The sequence below is a fragment of the uncultured Roseobacter sp. genome, from assembly GCF_947491795.1.
Classification (GTDB): domain Bacteria; phylum Pseudomonadota; class Alphaproteobacteria; order Rhodobacterales; family Rhodobacteraceae; genus Roseobacter.
The window spans coordinates 490,040-506,440 of record NZ_CANLKW010000002.1 but is presented as its reverse complement, the minus strand read 5'-3'; the positions used below and the strand labels follow the sequence as shown (position 1 = coordinate 506,440).

Annotated in this window: 15 protein-coding genes and 1 tRNA gene; 10 read left to right on the top strand and 6 right to left on the bottom strand. The window is 58.1% G+C overall.

Annotated elements, in window-relative coordinates:
• Positions 1 to 115: 115 nt before the first annotated feature.
• Positions 116 to 1,549 (bottom strand): NAD(P)-dependent oxidoreductase, encoded by a 1,434-nt coding sequence (locus tag Q1A34_RS09285; protein ID WP_300033288.1) that lies wholly within the window; start codon positions 1,547 to 1,549, stop codon positions 116 to 118.
• 222 nt (positions 1,550 to 1,771) lie between these two features.
• On the opposite strand from Q1A34_RS09285, the gene Q1A34_RS09280 reads away from it, so the two are divergent.
• Positions 1,772 to 2,575, top strand: a complete 804-nt coding sequence (locus Q1A34_RS09280) for an undecaprenyl-diphosphate phosphatase (RefSeq protein WP_300033286.1) — start codon at positions 1,772 to 1,774, stop codon at positions 2,573 to 2,575.
• Here the strand turns inward: Q1A34_RS09280 and Q1A34_RS09275 are convergent.
• Entirely contained in the window at positions 2,572 to 3,555 is a 984-nt protein-coding gene (locus Q1A34_RS09275) for a complex I NDUFA9 subunit family protein (RefSeq protein ID WP_300033285.1), read from the bottom strand. The genes Q1A34_RS09280 and Q1A34_RS09275 overlap by 4 nt on opposite strands.
• Positions 3,556 to 3,740: 185 nt before the next feature.
• Here Q1A34_RS09275 and Q1A34_RS09270 point away from each other — a divergent pair.
• The 3 genes from Q1A34_RS09270 to Q1A34_RS09260 all read left to right on the top strand — a co-directional run bounded on the left by Q1A34_RS09270 (position 3,741) and on the right by Q1A34_RS09260 (position 5,115).
• Positions 3,741 to 3,826: transfer RNA gene (locus Q1A34_RS09270), tRNA-Leu, on the top strand.
• A 497-nt stretch (positions 3,827 to 4,323) separates the two neighbouring features.
• A complete protein-coding gene (locus Q1A34_RS09265; RefSeq protein ID WP_300033283.1) occupies positions 4,324 to 4,704 on the top strand; it encodes a hypothetical protein in 381 nt (126 codons plus the stop codon).
• 18 nt (positions 4,705 to 4,722) lie between these two features.
• Positions 4,723 to 5,115: a hypothetical protein gene (locus tag Q1A34_RS09260; RefSeq protein ID WP_300033281.1), complete on the top strand. Its 393-nt coding sequence runs from the start codon at positions 4,723 to 4,725 to the stop codon at positions 5,113 to 5,115.
• 19 nt (positions 5,116 to 5,134) lie between these two features.
• On the opposite strand, the gene Q1A34_RS09255 is transcribed toward Q1A34_RS09260, so the two are convergent.
• From Q1A34_RS09255 to pncA, 3 genes are all read right to left on the bottom strand, one after another.
• The gene (locus Q1A34_RS09255; protein ID WP_300033280.1) at positions 5,135 to 6,052 is read right to left on the bottom strand and encodes an aminotransferase class IV; all 918 of its coding nucleotides are present in this window, start codon (positions 6,050 to 6,052) and stop codon (positions 5,135 to 5,137) included.
• An 11-nt stretch (positions 6,053 to 6,063) separates the two neighbouring features.
• Complete coding sequence (pncB, locus tag Q1A34_RS09250) at positions 6,064 to 7,353, bottom strand: nicotinate phosphoribosyltransferase (RefSeq protein ID WP_300033278.1); 1,290 nt, start codon at positions 7,351 to 7,353, stop codon at positions 6,064 to 6,066.
• A 91-nt stretch (positions 7,354 to 7,444) separates the two neighbouring features.
• Positions 7,445 to 8,041, bottom strand: coding sequence for a bifunctional nicotinamidase/pyrazinamidase (pncA, locus tag Q1A34_RS09245; protein WP_300033275.1), 597 nt, complete (start codon positions 8,039 to 8,041; stop codon positions 7,445 to 7,447).
• Positions 8,042 to 8,165: 124 nt separating this feature from the next.
• Here pncA and Q1A34_RS09240 point away from each other — a divergent pair, with 124 nt between their 5' ends.
• Entirely contained in the window at positions 8,166 to 9,053 is an 888-nt protein-coding gene (locus tag Q1A34_RS09240; RefSeq protein WP_300033273.1) for a rhodanese-related sulfurtransferase, read from the top strand.
• Here Q1A34_RS09240 and Q1A34_RS09235 read toward each other — a convergent pair whose 3' ends face one another.
• On the bottom strand, positions 9,054 to 10,274 hold the full coding sequence (locus Q1A34_RS09235; RefSeq protein WP_300033271.1) for an MFS transporter: 1,221 nt from the start codon (positions 10,272 to 10,274) through the stop codon (positions 9,054 to 9,056).
• Between the two features lie 133 nt (positions 10,275 to 10,407).
• On the opposite strand from Q1A34_RS09235, the gene Q1A34_RS09230 reads away from it, so the two are divergent.
• The 5 genes from Q1A34_RS09230 to Q1A34_RS09210 all read left to right on the top strand — a co-directional run bounded on the left by Q1A34_RS09230 (position 10,408) and on the right by Q1A34_RS09210 (position 16,261).
• Positions 10,408 to 11,238 (top strand): flagellar motor protein MotB, encoded by an 831-nt coding sequence (locus Q1A34_RS09230; protein WP_300034100.1) that lies wholly within the window; start codon positions 10,408 to 10,410, stop codon positions 11,236 to 11,238.
• Positions 11,239 to 11,338: 100 nt separating this feature from the next.
• Entirely contained in the window at positions 11,339 to 12,667 is a 1,329-nt protein-coding gene (locus Q1A34_RS09225; protein WP_300033269.1) for a flagellar hook protein FlgE, read from the top strand.
• Between the two features lie 40 nt (positions 12,668 to 12,707).
• Entirely contained in the window at positions 12,708 to 14,153 is a 1,446-nt protein-coding gene (gene flgK, locus Q1A34_RS09220; RefSeq protein WP_300033267.1) for a flagellar hook-associated protein FlgK, read from the top strand.
• Between the two features lie 3 nt (positions 14,154 to 14,156).
• A complete protein-coding gene (locus tag Q1A34_RS09215) occupies positions 14,157 to 15,161 on the top strand; it encodes a flagellin (protein ID WP_300033265.1) in 1,005 nt (334 codons plus the stop codon).
• Positions 15,158 to 16,261 carry a flagellar basal body P-ring protein FlgI gene (locus Q1A34_RS09210; RefSeq protein ID WP_300033263.1) on the top strand — a complete coding sequence of 368 codons (1,104 nt, stop codon included), beginning with the start codon at positions 15,158 to 15,160 and terminating at the stop codon, positions 16,259 to 16,261. The genes Q1A34_RS09215 and Q1A34_RS09210 overlap by 4 nt, the downstream gene beginning before the upstream one ends.
• Positions 16,262 to 16,401 lie beyond the last annotated feature (140 nt).

Sequence of the window (16,401 nt, the reverse complement as noted above, 5' to 3'; positions counted from 1 at the left end):
CCCCTCGCGTTCTCAGGTCAGCATTGCTGTCCTTAACAGTTTCTCACCGTACGCTGCGCACCGACGTAATACCGACGTTTTACCGACGTGATACCGATGCCGCACCGATGGCGTTTTATTCAGCGGCGATGGCGCTGCCTGCGCCCATCTTTTCCAGGATCGCTTCGGCACAATCGCGCCCGTCGCGGATGGCCCAGACCACCAGGCTGGCGCCCCGTACGATGTCGCCCACGGCATAGACACCGTCCAGGTCCGTGGCACCTGTGGTAAAGGCCGCCTTGATCGTGCCCCAGCGCGTGACCGGCAGTTCCGGCTGGTCCCAGAGCGTGGGCAGCGCCTCGGGCTCAAAGCCCAGCGCCATGATGACGATATCCGCCTCTTCGATGTAATCCGCGCCCTCGATCACCTCTGGTGTCTGGCGGCCCGTGGCATCCGGTGCGCCCAGGCGCATCTTTTGCACCATCACGCCCGTGACCGGATCGCCGGTGAACCCTTTGGGGGCCGACAGCCATTCAAAGATCACGCCCTCTTCTTCGGCGTTCTGCACTTCGCGCTGCGAGCCGGGCATGTTCGCGCGGTCACGGCGATAGAGGCATTTCACTGAGGTGGCCCCCTGCCGGACAGAGGTCCGCACACAGTCCATCGCCGTGTCGCCACCACCGATGACAACAACGCGTTTGCCTTCTGCGTTCAGCGCACCGGACTCAAATTCCGGCACCGTGTCGCCAAAGCTTTTGCGGTTGGAGGCCGTGAGGAAATCAATCGCGCGCACAACGCCCGCAGCACCCACGCCCGGGGCCTCAAGCCCCCGTGATTTATAGACGCCCGTGGCAATGATGACCGCGTCATGCTGTGCGCGGATGTCTGCAAAGCTGATGTCCTCGCCCACATTCATGTTCAGCCGGAAGGTCACACCGCCCTGTGCGAGCTGTTCGTTGCGGCGCACAACGATGTCTTTTTCCAGCTTGAAACCGGGGATGCCATAGGTCAGCAGACCGCCCGCGCGGTCATAGCGGTCATAGACCGTGACCTGCACACCGGCGCGGCGCAGCACGTCCGCCGCGGCCAGCCCACCCGGGCCTGCCCCGATGATGCCCACGGATTCCGCGCGTTCCTGCCGGGGAGAGATGGGCAGCACCCAGCCTTCTTCCCAGGCCGTATCTGTGATGTATTTCTCGACCGCACCGATAGTGACCGTGCCGTGACCCGACTGCTCAATCACGCAGTTGCCCTCGCACAGGCGGTCCTGCGGGCAGATCCGGCCACAGATTTCCGGGAAGGTGTTCGTGGCCTGGCTGACCTCATAGGCCTCCTGCAGGCGGCCCTCGGCAGTCAGACGCAGCCAGTCGGGGATATTGTTGTGCAGCGGGCAGTGGCTCTGGCAATAGGGCACACCGCACTGCGAGCAGCGGCTGGACTGTTCCTGCGCCTTTGCCTCGGCATATTCGGCATAGATCTCGCGGAAATCCTCGCGGCGCGCGGCAGCTTCACGCTTTTCTGGCATGTCACGTTCTACAGTAACGAATTTCAGCATCGGCTGTTCTGCCATGGTCCCGCTCCTCCGCAAACTTCAGTCCATACCGCTTACGGGATAGTTCAGGATAAATAAAGTCAGTATTGCTGACCTATAAACAGGAATTTTTCAAGTAAAATCAAGTCACGGGCAAAAATCTGCATGAAATTAGGTCCGTTTCGGTTTTATTTTGCCACTTTTCATTTGATTCCCTGCCCTTATACCACTCTGAAACCATCTCCTGTCAGGGCTTTGCACGTGACACTGTTTCATCTCATCCTCGTCGCTGTCATCCAGGGCCTGACAGAATTCCTGCCCGTCAGCTCATCGGGCCATCTGGCACTGCTGCCTGCACTGACGGGCAGCCCCGATCAGGGTCTCGCAATTGATGTGGCTGTTCACGTGGGCACGCTCTTTGCGGTGGTCATCTATTTCTGGCCCGATGTGCGTCTGGCCCTGTCCGGAACGCTGCGCCTGATACGCGGCAGGGTCGACACCCAGGGCGCCTTTCTGGCGCTCTGCCTTGGGATATCTACGGTGCCGGTGATCATCGTGGGTTTCATCATCAAAGTGACCGGCCTGGACGAGGCGATGCGGTCGGTTACTGTCATCGGCTGGACAATGCTGGGTTTCGGGCTGGTGCTCTGGTGGGCAGACAAAACCGGCAGCACCGACAAAAAAGCCGCCAGCTGGTCCATCCGGGATGCCGCCCTGATGGGCCTTGCACAGGTTCTGGCGCTGATCCCGGGCACGTCCCGCTCTGGTATCACGATCACCGCCGCGCGCCGCCTGGGCTATGACCGCGAAGGGGCCGCACGTATTGCCATGCTGATGTCTGTGCCCACAATCATCGCCTCTGGTGCGCTGCTCAGCCTTGATGTCATTGGCCAGGCCGACCGGGCTCTGGCGCGCGATGCCGCTCTGGCCGCTGCCTTTGCTTTCGTCGCCGCTCTCGGCGCACTTGCCCTGATGATGCGTCTGCTGAAAACCGTCAGCTTCACGCCCTATGTCGTCTACAGGGTGTTTCTGGGGATTGTTCTGCTGGTCTGGGCCTACGCCTAGGTCCGCAGGTTTTTCGCCGACTGTTTGATCGCGTCATACTGACCCGACGGGCGGAACCTCCACAGATATTCCGGCAGCACAGAGGTCATGGACACGGGCTCAATGCCCAGTTCCGCAAATCCACGGGCATCCTCAGACACCACATTATCCCGCGCCAGGTTGCGCACCTGATCCCGCGTGATCATGCTGTTTGTGAACAGTCCGCCCGAAAGCGTCTGCAAAAGATCAAACCCGAACGCCATGATCCGCGCGGCAAAAAACGGCACATTCACAATCAGGCGGCGACGGTGGATCGTGGCCAGCATCCGCTCCATCAGACCCCGGAACGTCGCCGCATCAGGCCCGCCCAGCTCATAGACACCCGCAGCGATCTTGCCGGTCAGCGCCAGTTCGGCAGCCTTTGCAACATCATCCACATAGACAGGCTGGAACCTTGTGTCCGCACCGACAACCGGCAGAACAGGCCCAAGCCGGGTCATGGAGGCAAAGCGGTTAAAAAACTGATCCTCCGGTCCGAAAATGATCGAAGGGCGCAGGATCACCGCATCCGGCATATGCCCGGTAACGCCCGCTTCACCCGCCGCTTTGGAACTGGCGTATTCGCTGTCTGATCCCGCATCTGCACCGATTGCCGAGACATGGACCATCGAGGCGATGCCCTGTTCGGCAGCAATGCGGGCAATACGGGCAGCACCTTCTGCCTGAACCGCCTCAAAGCTGTTCTTGCCGGTTTCGCCCAGAATACCGACGCAGTTCACAACCGCATCGGCACCCTGCATGACCTGCGCCACAGACGCATCATTGCGGATATTGCACAGGACCGGCTCGACCTGGCCCACGACGCCGTAGGGTTTGACAAAAATCGCTTCATTCGGACGGCGAACCGCGACCCGCACGCGCCATCCCGCTTTTGCCATCCGGCGCGCGATGTACCGCCCGACGAACCCGGAACCGCCGTAGATTGTGACCAGTTTTGACATCGCTTGCCTCTTTCTGTCGTGCACACCCACGGATGTACATTTGCACCGCTCCTGAGACAAGGCGCAAATCCGCGCGGGTCCCCGGACGGCTGACGCGGCAGGGCCATGACGCATGGCCGAGAAATGCTGAAGAATCCGTTTGACACCCTCGGGGCAACCCCTTAAACGCCGGTCTCACGACACCTGCCCAGGTGGCGGAATGGTAGACGCGCTAGCTTCAGGTGCTAGTGTCTGTATGGACGTGGAGGTTCGAGTCCTCTCCTGGGCACCAAGTCCCCCAAAAAATTCAGATACGCATCGTGCCCTGAGTAAGGGCGCTGAGTGTTGCTATTTCATCGCAAAGAACTGTGTGACCACGCCGGACCACGACCGTCGCACGACATCTTTTCGTCACATTTTGAGCAGGCAAACAGACGGACACTCCCGGGATTCTCTGTGCGCAACCCCCTCTGACATACGATTCGTGGCAGGTTGGCCCGCCCGAACAGGTGCATTCGGTTTGATGTCCCAAGAACTTTCCAAAGTTCTGATTTATTTCATCTTTTCAGTACATCATCCAGACATTCAACATATGCGGGAAGAATCTTTACCATATTCACATGGTCAATTCCGTCGGTATCGCGCGCACTGTTTCCAAAGACGTTCCGAATTTCAGTAAAATTTGAAATGGGACGAAAATGTGGCATAACAGTGGCCAGCCGGAGTCAGATTTTTGACGACGAGGTCCGGCTGACAAACCTGGGTGGGGCACACGCAGGAGTTTGTTGAATGAACCTCAGAACCGGAACCATCCTGTCATGCGTTTGCGCGGTGGCCATTCTTATGGCCGGATGCGCTGCGTTCAGTGGCAACGTGGTCAGCCGTGGCTTTTCCAGCACGTCTGAAACCGGCAAAGGGCTCATCTCTCCTTGTAACCCCGGCTTATCGTCCGGGCTTTTCTCAGGTTTGGCAGCGTCCTCGGGGCCTGCCACGGACTGTGCGGCCCCGTCCATGGCGCTGCTCAGGCAGCCCGAACACGTCGTCTATACGACCCGCGCGCCCGTCATTGCCGATGACGTTCCGCACGCTTCAGAAACAGAAAAAAGTGCCCAAGCGCTGGAAAACAGGTCCCAGGGCGCAGCATCCGTACCGGCAAAACCCTTTGATTAACCAGGTCAGGAAGTAACGATGAACGCAGAACTTGCACGCAACCGCCGTCTCGAAGCTCTCAGCTACCGCAAGGCAGACAGGGTACTGGTGAAACCCCGCCGTCACGCGAGCGAATTGAATCCACCCGCCGAAGGCACCACTGCCGCCTGGCTGATCGGCGCTCTGATCCACGGTGTAACCGTTGATGAGATCGAAAAGCGCACCAGCTGGTCCCGGTCATCCGTTTTTGTGAACCTGTATCAGGTGGCAAAACGGGCAGGCATTGGAATCAGACGGGAAGACAACGCGCTGCACATCATCCTGCCAGAAGGCGCCGGGCGCAATTCCTCTGCTGCCCGTGTGGTGAACCCCCCGCGCAACCAGGGCAACGTGCGGATGCTGCGCGAAAGCGAACGGATCATGGTTCACTGAAACAGGGACGTAACAGCCGTCACGCCGTGGTGGCAGCCACCAGGTCTTTGTAAAGCGCCCGGATCCGCGCAGTTACCGGGCGCTGCCCGTCTCCGATGGGCTTTCCATCGATTGAGGCGACCGGTGTCTGTGCCCCGAAAGTGCCTGTGAGAAACGCCTCGTTTGCGCCGTAAGCCTCGTAAAGGGAATAGTTTTTTTCAAAAACCGGGATATCGTTTGCACGGCACAGGTCGATCACTTTTTGCCGGGTGACCCCTTTCATGCAGTAATCCCCCGACGAGGTCCAAACCTCTCCGCCGCGCACGATAAAGAAGTTGCACGCGTTGGTCGTGTTCACAAACCCATGCGGGTCCAGCATCAGGCCTTCGTCCGCACCGGCTTCCTCGGCTTGCAGACAAGCGATGACACAGTTTAGTTTGGAATGACTGTTCAGCTTCGGGTCCTGCGACATTGGCAGCCCGCGCACCTGCGGCACCGTCGCAAGCCGGATGCCCTTTGACTGCAGGCCGTCCACGGGTCTGGAATGTTCCATGATAATCACAAGGGTCGGGCCCGTGCGGCTGAGCGAGGGGTGCTGAAAGGGTTTCACCTTGACCCCGCGGGTCAGCATCAGACGGCAATGCACATCCGTATGCATCTCATTGGCTTCAGCGGTGCGCGTCAGTGCCTCCAGAATGCCGGCACGGTCCATGCCGACGTCAAGCGACACTGTTTTGCACGACGCAAAGAACCGGTCCATGTGCTCATCAAAAAAGGCCCATTTACCGTTGTAGAGGCGCATGCCCTCCCACATACCGTCTCCCAGCAGAAAACCGCTGTCATAGACAGAAACCTTTGCATCATTCCGGTGCACCAGATCGCCGTTCACATAAATCTGAATGTCGCGGTTGCGGATATCCTCATCCGCGTCATGGGTCGTCTGACTGTCTGTCTGCACCGGAATTCCTTTCAGACAATAACGTCCTGAAGCGCCTGCCGGCCGACATTGAATACCCGTTTGTACCGGTCAATCTGATCCGCCGGGCCCATGGCTTTGTTGGGGTTGTCCGACAGTTTCACTGTGGGGCGCCCATTGGCGCTGATAGCTTTGCAAACCAGTGAGAACGGCGCCAGACGGTCATCGGGCACCAGGCCGCGGAAATCATTGGTCAGCAAGGTTCCCCAGCCGAAAGACACATTGGTGCGCCCGGCAAACTGCCCATGCAGCTCCCTGATTTTCGCAACATCGAGCCCGTCGCTGAAGATCACCCGTTTTTCAGACGGATCTTCTCCGCGGTCTTTCCACCATTTGATAGCCTGTTCTGCGGCCTGTGCCGGATCGCCGCTGTCGACGCGGATGCCTGTCCAGCCGGCCAGCCAGTCGGGGGCCTTCTCAAGAAAGCCCGCTGTGCCAAACGTGTCCGGCAGAATGATGCGCAGGTTACCTTCGTGCTCTTCGTGCCAGTCTGACAAAACGTCGTAGGGGGCCTGTGCCAGGGCGGCATCGTCCTCGGCCAGGGCCGCATAAACCATCGGCAGTTCATGTGCATTTGTGCCGATAGCTTCCAGTTCGCGCCGCATGGCGATGGCGCAGTTAGAGGTGCCGGTGAAGGCACTCCCCAGCCCTTCCTGCATGGCCTGGACGCACCAGTCCTGCCACAGATAGCTGTGGCGGCGGCGTGTGCCGAAATCGGCAATGGACAGATCCGGAATATCCCGCATCGCCTCGATCTTTTCCCAGACGCGCGTCATGGCGCGGGCATAAAGCACCTGCAGTTCGAATTTGCCCATGCGGTTGAGCACAGCACGCCCGCGCAGTTCCATCAGCACGGCGAGGGCGGGAATTTCCCAGAGCATGACCTCGGGCCAGCTGCCCTCGAATGTCAGCTCATACTGATCGCCTTTGCGCTCCAGATGGTAGGGCGGCAGACGCAGCTGCTCGAACCATTCCATGAAATCCGGGCGAAACATCTGGCGTTTGCCGTAAAAGGTGTTGCCCCTGAGCCAGGTACTTTCACCGCGCGACAGGGACAGGGACCGGATATGATCCAGCTGTTCGCGCAGCTCTCCCTCGTCGATCAGGTCGGCGAGCGGTACGGTTTTTGATCGGTTGATCAGGCTGAAGGTGACGCGCGTGTCCGGCTTGTTACGGAAAACAGACTGACACATCAGCAGCTTGTAGAAATCCGTATCAATCAGGGATCTGACGATCGGGTCGATCTTCCATTTATGGTTCCAGACGCGTGTTGCGATGTCCAAGGGTCAGACTCCGATGATTGTCCGGGCGTTTAAAGCAAACTGGCCTGGGCCTGGCAAGCACAGGCCGCAGCAGGTTCCGGCCATGCTGGCGTTATACCAGACTCACGCCAGCAGCCCGCATGCCGTCCCGCGCGGCATCCAGCGACCCGTCAAGGTCAATCGCCCGGCACAGCGCCTCGCGGACTGTGACGGAAAACCCCAGTTTCGCAGCATCCACAGCCGAAAAGTTGACACAAAAATCCAGCGCCAGCCCGACCATGACCAGATCGGTGATGCCACGCGTGTGCAAATAGCCTTCAAGCCCCGTCGGTGTTGTGTGATCATTTTCGAAAAAGGCCGAATAGCTGTCGATTGCGGGATTATACCCTTTGCGGATGATCAGATCAGCACGGTCTGTTGTCAGGTCGGGGTGGAACTGCGCGCCGGTGCTGCCCTGGATGCAGTGATCGGGCCAGAGCACCTGGGGGCCATAGGGCATCTGTTTCACATCATATGGTGCACGTCCCTCATGCGACGACGCAAAGGAGGAATGGCCCGCGGGATGCCAGTCCTGCGTCAGGATCACTGCCCCGAATTCTGCCATGAGCAAATTCACCCCGTCGACAATTTCATCTCCGCCGGGCACGGCAAGGGCGCCCCCCGGGCAGAAGTCTTTCTGAACATCGATAACAATCAGAGCGGTGGTCATTGGCGGGCCTCCTCGGTCTCCTTGCTGGGTATGCGTGGCAGCGCGCGGCGTCAATGCCAGGCCCGGGGACATGCGGTTTTCTGCCCGCTTGAAAGGCCGCAGACATCGGCGTATCCAGCCGCTCATGTACACGATTGCCGCCCTTTATCACTTTACCCGGTTCCATGATCCGGCCGCGCTGAAACCAGCGCTGCTGGATCTGTGCCTGGCACAGGACATCACGGGAACGCTGCTGCTGGCGGGCGAAGGTGTGAATGGCACCATCGCCGGACCGCGGGCAGGCATTGACCGGGTGATCGCCCATCTGCGCGCTCTGCCGGGTTGTAGCGATCTGGAATGGAAAGAAGCGACGAGTGATCAGCCGCCGTTTGGCCGTATGAAAGTCAGGCTCAAGCCAGAGATTGTCACCATGGGTCAGCCGGATGTCGATCCGCGTGCGCGCGTTGGACACTATGTCGAACCCGGAGACTGGAACGACCTGATCCGCTCGCCGGATGTGGCTGTGATTGATACGCGTAACGACTATGAGGTTGCCATCGGCACCTTTGAAGGCGCGGTGGATCCGGAAACCGCGAGCTTTGGTGATTTTCCCGCCTGGTGGGAGGCGAACAGGGAGCGCTTTCACAACAAACGGATCGCTATGTTCTGTACCGGCGGCATCCGCTGTGAAAAATCAACCAATTACCTGCTGGGTCAGGGTGTAGAGGACGTCTATCACCTGAAAGGCGGCATTCTGAAGTACCTGGAAGAGGTTCCCGAAGAACAGAGCGCCTGGGAAGGCGATTGCTTTGTTTTCGACAACCGCGTCAGTGTCGGACATGGACTGCGTGAGGGCCCGCATATGCTCTGTCATGGTTGCCGCCGGCCGATACTGCCCGAGGATACAGACCGCCCGGAATACGAGGCCGGTGTCAGCTGTCACAACTGCGCGCATGAAACATCCGAAGACGACAAAAACCGATTTCGGGAACGGCAGAGACAGATCGCGCTGGCGCGATTGCGCGCGGAGTGATCAGGCAGGCACGGCAGGAATACTACGTGGTTTGCTGCGCACCCAGAGCCAGAGAATGATCGCAATATTCAGACCGTTCCAGGCGATACCGTTCAGGAACGCGAGCCTGTACGACCCGGTCACGTCGTAGATCCACCCCGACATCCAACCGCCCAGGGCCATGCCCATGATCGTGGCCATCATGACAAAACCGACACGGGCACCTGCTTCGCGGGCAGGCATGTATTCGCGCACAATCAGCGCATAGCTGGGCACGATGCCACCCTGGCTGAGGCCAAAGATCATGCTGACCAGATAGAGCGAGACCAGCCCCCCGGATGGCAGATACAGAAACAACGCGAGGCACTGCAATGCAGAACCGATCAGCAGTGTCGGCACGCCCCCCAGTCTGTCGGCAACGAGGCCGGACACAACGCGCGAGGCAACACCACCCATGAGCATCAGGGCCAGCATCTCTGCCCCGACCGCCGGGCCATATCCCAGATCAACACAGTAGGAAACGATATGTACCTGCGGCATCGACATGGCGACGCAGCAGCCGATACCCGCAAGGCCCAGCAGATACTGCAGTGCCCGCGGCGAAAGCCCCGAACTGCGCGCATTCAGACCAGAGGCGATCTCGGCAGTGGCCCGCACAGAGTCCGGCACAGTTCTGCGCAGCAAGAACGCAAGCGGGATAACACCGATCAGCGTGACAGCACCCAGTAAAAGGTACACATCGCGCCAGCCCCCATCATTCAGCATGCCCGCAAGTACAAGCGGCCAGAACGCGCCTGAGAGGTAATTTCCGCTCGCAACCAGGGCCACTGCAATGCCCCGTCTGCGCACGAACCAGTGCGAGATGTCTGCAATCAGCGGACCAAATCCGACAGCCGACCCAAAACCAACCAGCAGCTGCGCAGCAGAAAGAAGTGCGATCGATGTACTGAGCGTCGCCAGACCAAAGCCTGCCGCAATCCCCAGAGAGGCAATGATGAGCGACAGCGTGACACCGAACCGGTCTACCGCCCGGCCGATCACAAAATTGCCAAGCGCAAATCCCACCATTGTAAGGGTATAGGGCATCGAGGCTTCGGCGCGGCCTGCACCGAACTCCGCCTCGACGGCCGGCATGATCACGATGATGGCCCACATACCGACATTGGCGATTACACCGGCAGCCAGGGTGATGCAGAGCCTGAGCCAGGAATATCTGCTGTCGGTGATCCCGGCCGTTGTCATGCGTTATCCCCCGCATCCATCTGGACCGCTTTGCCGCGAACTGGCAAGCGCTGAAAAACCCGGGCGGCATTAAGCTCGCTTAAACTTCTTCTGGGTACATCTATCCCTGGGTGAATTAATGAGTGGTGGAGATATGGGCGCGCAGAGCAATCTGGCACCAATCATCATCAAGAGGAAAAAAGTTATCGCAGGTGGCCACCATGGTGGTGCCTGGAAGGTCGCTTACGCGGACTTCGTAACGGCGATGATGGCCTTCTTCATGATGATGTGGTTGCTGAACGCAACAACAGAACAACAGCGGTCGGGGCTGGCGGATTACTTCTCGCCAACCATTCCGATCAACCGCGTCTCCGGAGGCGGCGACGGGAACTTTGGTGGCGACAGTATGATGTCCGAGGACACGCTTCCTCAGGAAGGGCGTGGCGCGACCGAAGAACATGCCGCCGAGCAGGATAAGTCGCGCGGAGATACCGGTTCAGCGCCTGAAGGTGGCGAAGAGCAGTCGGACACAGACTTTGAGGCGCTGATTGCCGAACTGATCGGACGCGGTGGCGAAACCGAGGTCATGGACAATCTGCTCAAACACATTGTCACACGCATCACTGACGAAGGCCTCGTGATCGAGCTTTTCTCGCGGGAAAACGCGCCTCTGTTTGTCAGCGGCACGGCTGAGCCCACAAAACTTCTCGATGATCTGGTCTCTCTTGTCGCTGGCGTAAGCGTTGCCGTGACCAATCAGGTTGCTATCGGTGGCCATGTCAGAGCCTTTCCTGTGGTTGCGACGGAAAACCCTGTGTGGGACACGTCGTCCAGCAGAGCCGATCTGACGCGCAACATCCTGGAGCGTGAAGGTGTCACTCCTGAACGTATCGAACGTGTCACAGGTCATGCAGACCGGGAGCTTGTGGTGGACAATCCGATGGCCGCCCGGAACGAGCGGGTGGAAATCGTGCTGCTGCGGTGAGCACGGGCATAAATACAGCGCATTTTATATGTTAGCGCGCTGTTAAGCGGGCATGTCTATCTGGTGTGGGACTTGGATCTCACATCAGAAAGGCGTGCTTATGTCCATTTCATCATCGCTCAACGCAGGTGTTGCAGGATTGCAGACGAATGCTCAGCGGTTGGCTTCTATTTCAGACAACATCGCGAACTCCTCGACCTATGGCTACAAGCGGGTTGAAACCGACTTTGAATCAATGGTTCTCTCCGGTGGCGGCGGATCTTACGCAGCCGGCGGTGTCCGGGCCAATACTCAGCGCCTTATCGACGAACGCGGCACGCTGATTTCCACATCCAATTCGACAGATCTTGCGGTGCGTGGGGGCGGTATGCTGCCGGTGGCACAGGCGGCCCAGGTCCAGACGGCCGGAACCGATGCGCCCATGTATCTGACGACCACCGGATCGTTCAGAACCGATGCAGAAGGCTATCTGACCTCCCAGTCGGGGCTGGTCCTTATGGGATGGCCGGCCGCTGCTGACGGCTCCATTCCGGCATTCCCCCGGGACACGGCAGACGGGCTTGAACCTGTCCGTATCAATACCGGACAACTTGCCGGTAACCCGACAACCGCCATGTCCCTCGGGATCAACCTGCCCGCAACGTCCACCGAAGCAGATTCGGCCGGTAACGTGGAACAGATCTCCGTTGAATACTTTGACAACCTTGGCACCTCACAGAGCGTGAACATCACGTTCACACCAGATGTTCCGGCACTGCCAACGGACCCTGCGACCAACCGCTGGACCATGCGTATGTATGACTCCACGGACCCGGGCACGATCATCGGTGAGTATGAAATGACCTTTACCGATGCCCGTGTAGGCGGCGGGTCGCTTGCGACAGTGACACCCTCTCCGACTGTACCTGCCGGCGGCAGTGCGCCTTATGATGGCACGACCGGATTGCTGACAATCAACGTGGCTGCCGGCCCGATCGAAATCGACATCGGTGCGCTCGGTGATACCGAAGGCCTGTCTCAGCTTTCTTATAACTTCGCACCGATCTCGGTGACCAAAGACGGCTCGGCCATTGGTAACTTTGTCGGGGTCGATGTTGATCCAAACGGATTTGTCCGCGCCTCGTTTGATACCGGCGAAATTCGGACGATCTACCAGATCCCGCTGATCAACGTTCCAAACTTCAACGGGCTCCAGTCATTTGACAGTCAGACCTACCTGCCGACGCGCCAAAGTGGGTCCTTCTTTCTCTGGGACGCCGGCGACGGACCCACGGGTGATATCGTTTCCTTTGCCCGCGAGGAATCAACGACCGACGTCGCCGGGGAACTGACGGATATGATCAAGACCCAGCGCGCATATTCCTCCAGCGCGAAAGTCATTCAGACTGTGGATGAGATGCTGCAGGAAACAACAAACATCAAACGCTGATACCCGGCGTTTGACTAAAGCAGTTACCGGGAGAACATGAATGTCCATTTCATCGGCACTTTCAAACGCCATGTCAGGTCTGAGCGCATCGGGGCGCTCATCTGAAGTCATTTCCGCGAACATCGCAAACGCCATGACGCCGGGCTACGGGGTCAGAGGTTTGTCGCTGTCCTCATCGGAGCTTGGCGGCGTCAGTGTCGATGGGGTGGTTCGCAATGTGAACCCGGGGCTGCTGCAGGATCTGCGCCTGTCCAGTGCCTCATTCTCAAATTCAGCGGACCGGACTGGTTTTCTGTCCCGCTATGAGAATTTTCTGGGCACGCCTGATGAGCCAAATTCACTTTCTGCCCGGGTTGCGGAGTTTGAGAGTGCCCTGATTACAGCGTCCAGCCGGCCGGACGCGCCCGAACGCCTGACCGGCACAGTAAATGCCGCACGAGATCTGGCATCGCTCATCTCAGGAGCTTCTGTCGAACTTAAGGAAGCCCGGAGCGATGCCGACAGCACCATCAACGCACAGGTTGACCGGCTCAACAGCTCTCTGGCGAGTGTCAAAGAACTCAATGACCGTATCACCAGGACGATAACCCTTGGGGGGGACCCTTCAGCCCTTGAAGATTCCCGTCAGGCGCTCGTGGATGAAATCAGCGCTTTGGTTCCCGTCCGGCAGGTGCCGCGTGAGAATGGCCAGATTGCCCTGTATTCTACCGGAGGGGTCATCCTCCTTGATGGCAGTGCAGCAGAGATAGAGTTCACACCCGTCAACCAGGTCACGGCCTATATGAGCATTGGCGCCGGAACGTTGTCGGGTCTGACAATGAACGGGATCAGTCTGAATACCACAAGCGAACGCGGCTCTCTTGGCGGTGGCTCTCTGGGCGCGCAATTCGAAATCCGGGACGAGCTTGCTGTTGAGGCTCAGTCGCAACTCGACGCAATCGCCCGGGACCTTATTGAAAGGTTCCAGGACCCGGCAGTCGACACCACACTGGCGGTCGGAGATCCGGGGCTCTTTACAGATGAAGGCATCGCATTTGACCCCCTGAATGAACTCGGGATTTCCAGCAGGCTGGAAATTAACGCGGCTGTGGACGAACGTCAGGGCGGAGAGGCGTGGCGGATCCGCGACGGTATGAATGCAGTTGTGCCGGGCGAGGTCGGGGATGCGAGGTTGCTGCAGTCCCTCAGCGACGCTCTGACGGAAAAACGCACACCGGCCTCCGGAGATTTCGGCGCCGGGTCGTTTTCAGTAATCAACCTCGTCTCTGCGCTGACGTCGCAGCTGGGTTCGGACAGATTCCAATCCGAGCAGAGACAGAGTTTTGCCTCGACGCAATATGACGAACTTACACAGCTTATGCTCAACGAAGGCGTTGATACCGACAAAGAACTCCAGCGCCTGCTGGTGGTCGAGCAAAGCTACGCCGCAAATGTCCGAATGATCGAAGCGGCGGACGAAATGATGCAAACAATTCTGAGGCTGTAAGACATGAGCTCTGTTTCAATTGGCGATCTTTCAAATTCTTTCATGACGCAACGCCGCAGCGTGGCACTCAGGAATGATCTGTTCCGGCTGACCGACGAGCTCTCGAGTGGCCGGGTTGCGGATATCAAGCAGGTTCTGGCAGGAAACCACAGCTACCTCACCGGTCTGGAAAGGTCATTGGAGGTGTTGGAAGGCTATTCTGTAGCAAACAGTGAAGCTGCCTTTGTGACCGATGCCATGCAACTTGCTCTTGAACGGGCACAGGACCTGGGGGCGGATCTTGGCCTTGATCTGCTTATTGCAGGTGGCGGTCCGATTGGCGTTGTCGCTGGCAATCCTTCCGAGAATGCCACCGTACAACTGGACGGAATGATAAAGTCCATTAATGACGACGTCGCCGGCAGAAGTCTGTTTGGCGGCATTGCCACTGACCGGACGCCGTTGCCTGAGGCCCAGGTGCTTATTGATGCGGTACGCACAGTCATTACCGGCTTCACTACGCCAGATGATATCCTGAACGCGGCGCAGACGTGGTTCGACGATCCAGCCGGCTTCGATACTGTCATCTATGCGGGATCGGATACTGCGCTCGCACCCTTCGTGTTATCAGAAACAGAGCGTGTTACCCTTGACGTGCGGGCGGATAATGACGCCATCAAAAATCTGCTGATGCACACCACGCTTGCTGCACTGGGAGGTGATCCGACGATTGGACTGGACGTGCCAACTCAATCCGATCTGTATCTGCGCCTCGGGGAAGGGTTGCGGTCTAATCAGGATGAGCTGACCGGACTGAGATCAAGAATTGGTTTTACGGAAGAGCGCATCGAAATGATTTCGGCCCGCAATATTGCTCAGGAAACCAGTTTAGAATTCGCTCGCAACAATCTGTTGGCTGCTGATCCTTTTGAAACGGCTACCGAACTTGAAAACGTGCAGTTCTATCTGCAGAGCCTTTACTCCGTCACTGCCCGTAACGCACAGCTTTCACTGGTGAATTTCCTATGAGATTTTTTCTTTCGCTGATCCTCGTCGCTCTTACCTTTTCAACGTCGGTATCGGGCAGTCCGGTACGCATTAAGGATCTCGTGGAGTTTGACGGCGTCCGAGGGAATGACCTCGTCGGTTATGGATTGGTCGTCGGCCTGAACGGAACAGGTGACGGATTGCGAAACTCTCCCTTCACGGAAGAGATCATGGCCAATATTCTGGAAAGGCTGGGTGTCAACGTAACAGGTGAGCAGTTCAGGCCAAAAAATGTTGCCGCTGTTTTTGTGACTGCGTCGTTACCGCCGTTCGCACGCGGTGGAGGTCAGATTGATGTAACCGTGTCAGCAATTGGTGACGCAAGCAGCCTTCTTGGGGGCACCCTTGTGATGACGCCTTTGAATGCGGCCGACGGACAGATCTATGCCGTGGCACAAGGAACCATTATCGCAGGCGGAGCTACTGCGGAAGGAGATGGTGCGACTGTGACGCAAGGGGTGCCAACCGCCGGTGTCATTCCTTCCGGCGCTCGGGTGGAGCGGGAAATCGAGTTTGACCTGGCCAGTCTTTCAGAAGTACGCCTCGCGCTTCGTGACGCGGATTTTACGACTGCAGGACGGATCGAGCGGGCCATCAACAATGATTTTGGACGACCTGTCGCCATAATGCTCGACTCTGGGACGGTCCGGTTGAATATCGCGCAGACCGAGATGATATCCGTGGCACACGCGCTTGGCCGAATTGAAAATATCGCTGTTGAACCCGAGCGAAAAGCCCGCGTGGTTGTAGATCAGCGATCCGGCACGATCGTTATGGGTGAAGACGTAAGGATCAGCCGTGTTGCCGTCTCCCAGGGGAACCTGACTCTGCGTATTCAGGAGGCGCCGATTGCGGTTCAACCAAATCCATTTGCAGAAGGTGAAACCGTTGTGGTTCCCAGAACACGGGCAGAAATCGAAGAAGAACCCGGGATTGGTCTTGCAGAAGTACCAACAGGTACTTCGTTGTCAGAGGTGATTACCGGTCTCAATGCACTGGGCGTATCACCAAGAGATATGATTGATATCCTGAAAAGCATCAAAGCCGCGGGAGCGCTGCATGCTGAGTTTATCGTCAGATAGTAAACCTGATAAGATCCGCTAAACGGGCGTTCAAAGTTTTCAGACCACCCGACGCGAACCTATGCGCCTGATCGCCATCATCTGCGGTCGGTAACCATTCGTGGCTTCATCCAGTCGCTCATCAACAACCGACGATGCGC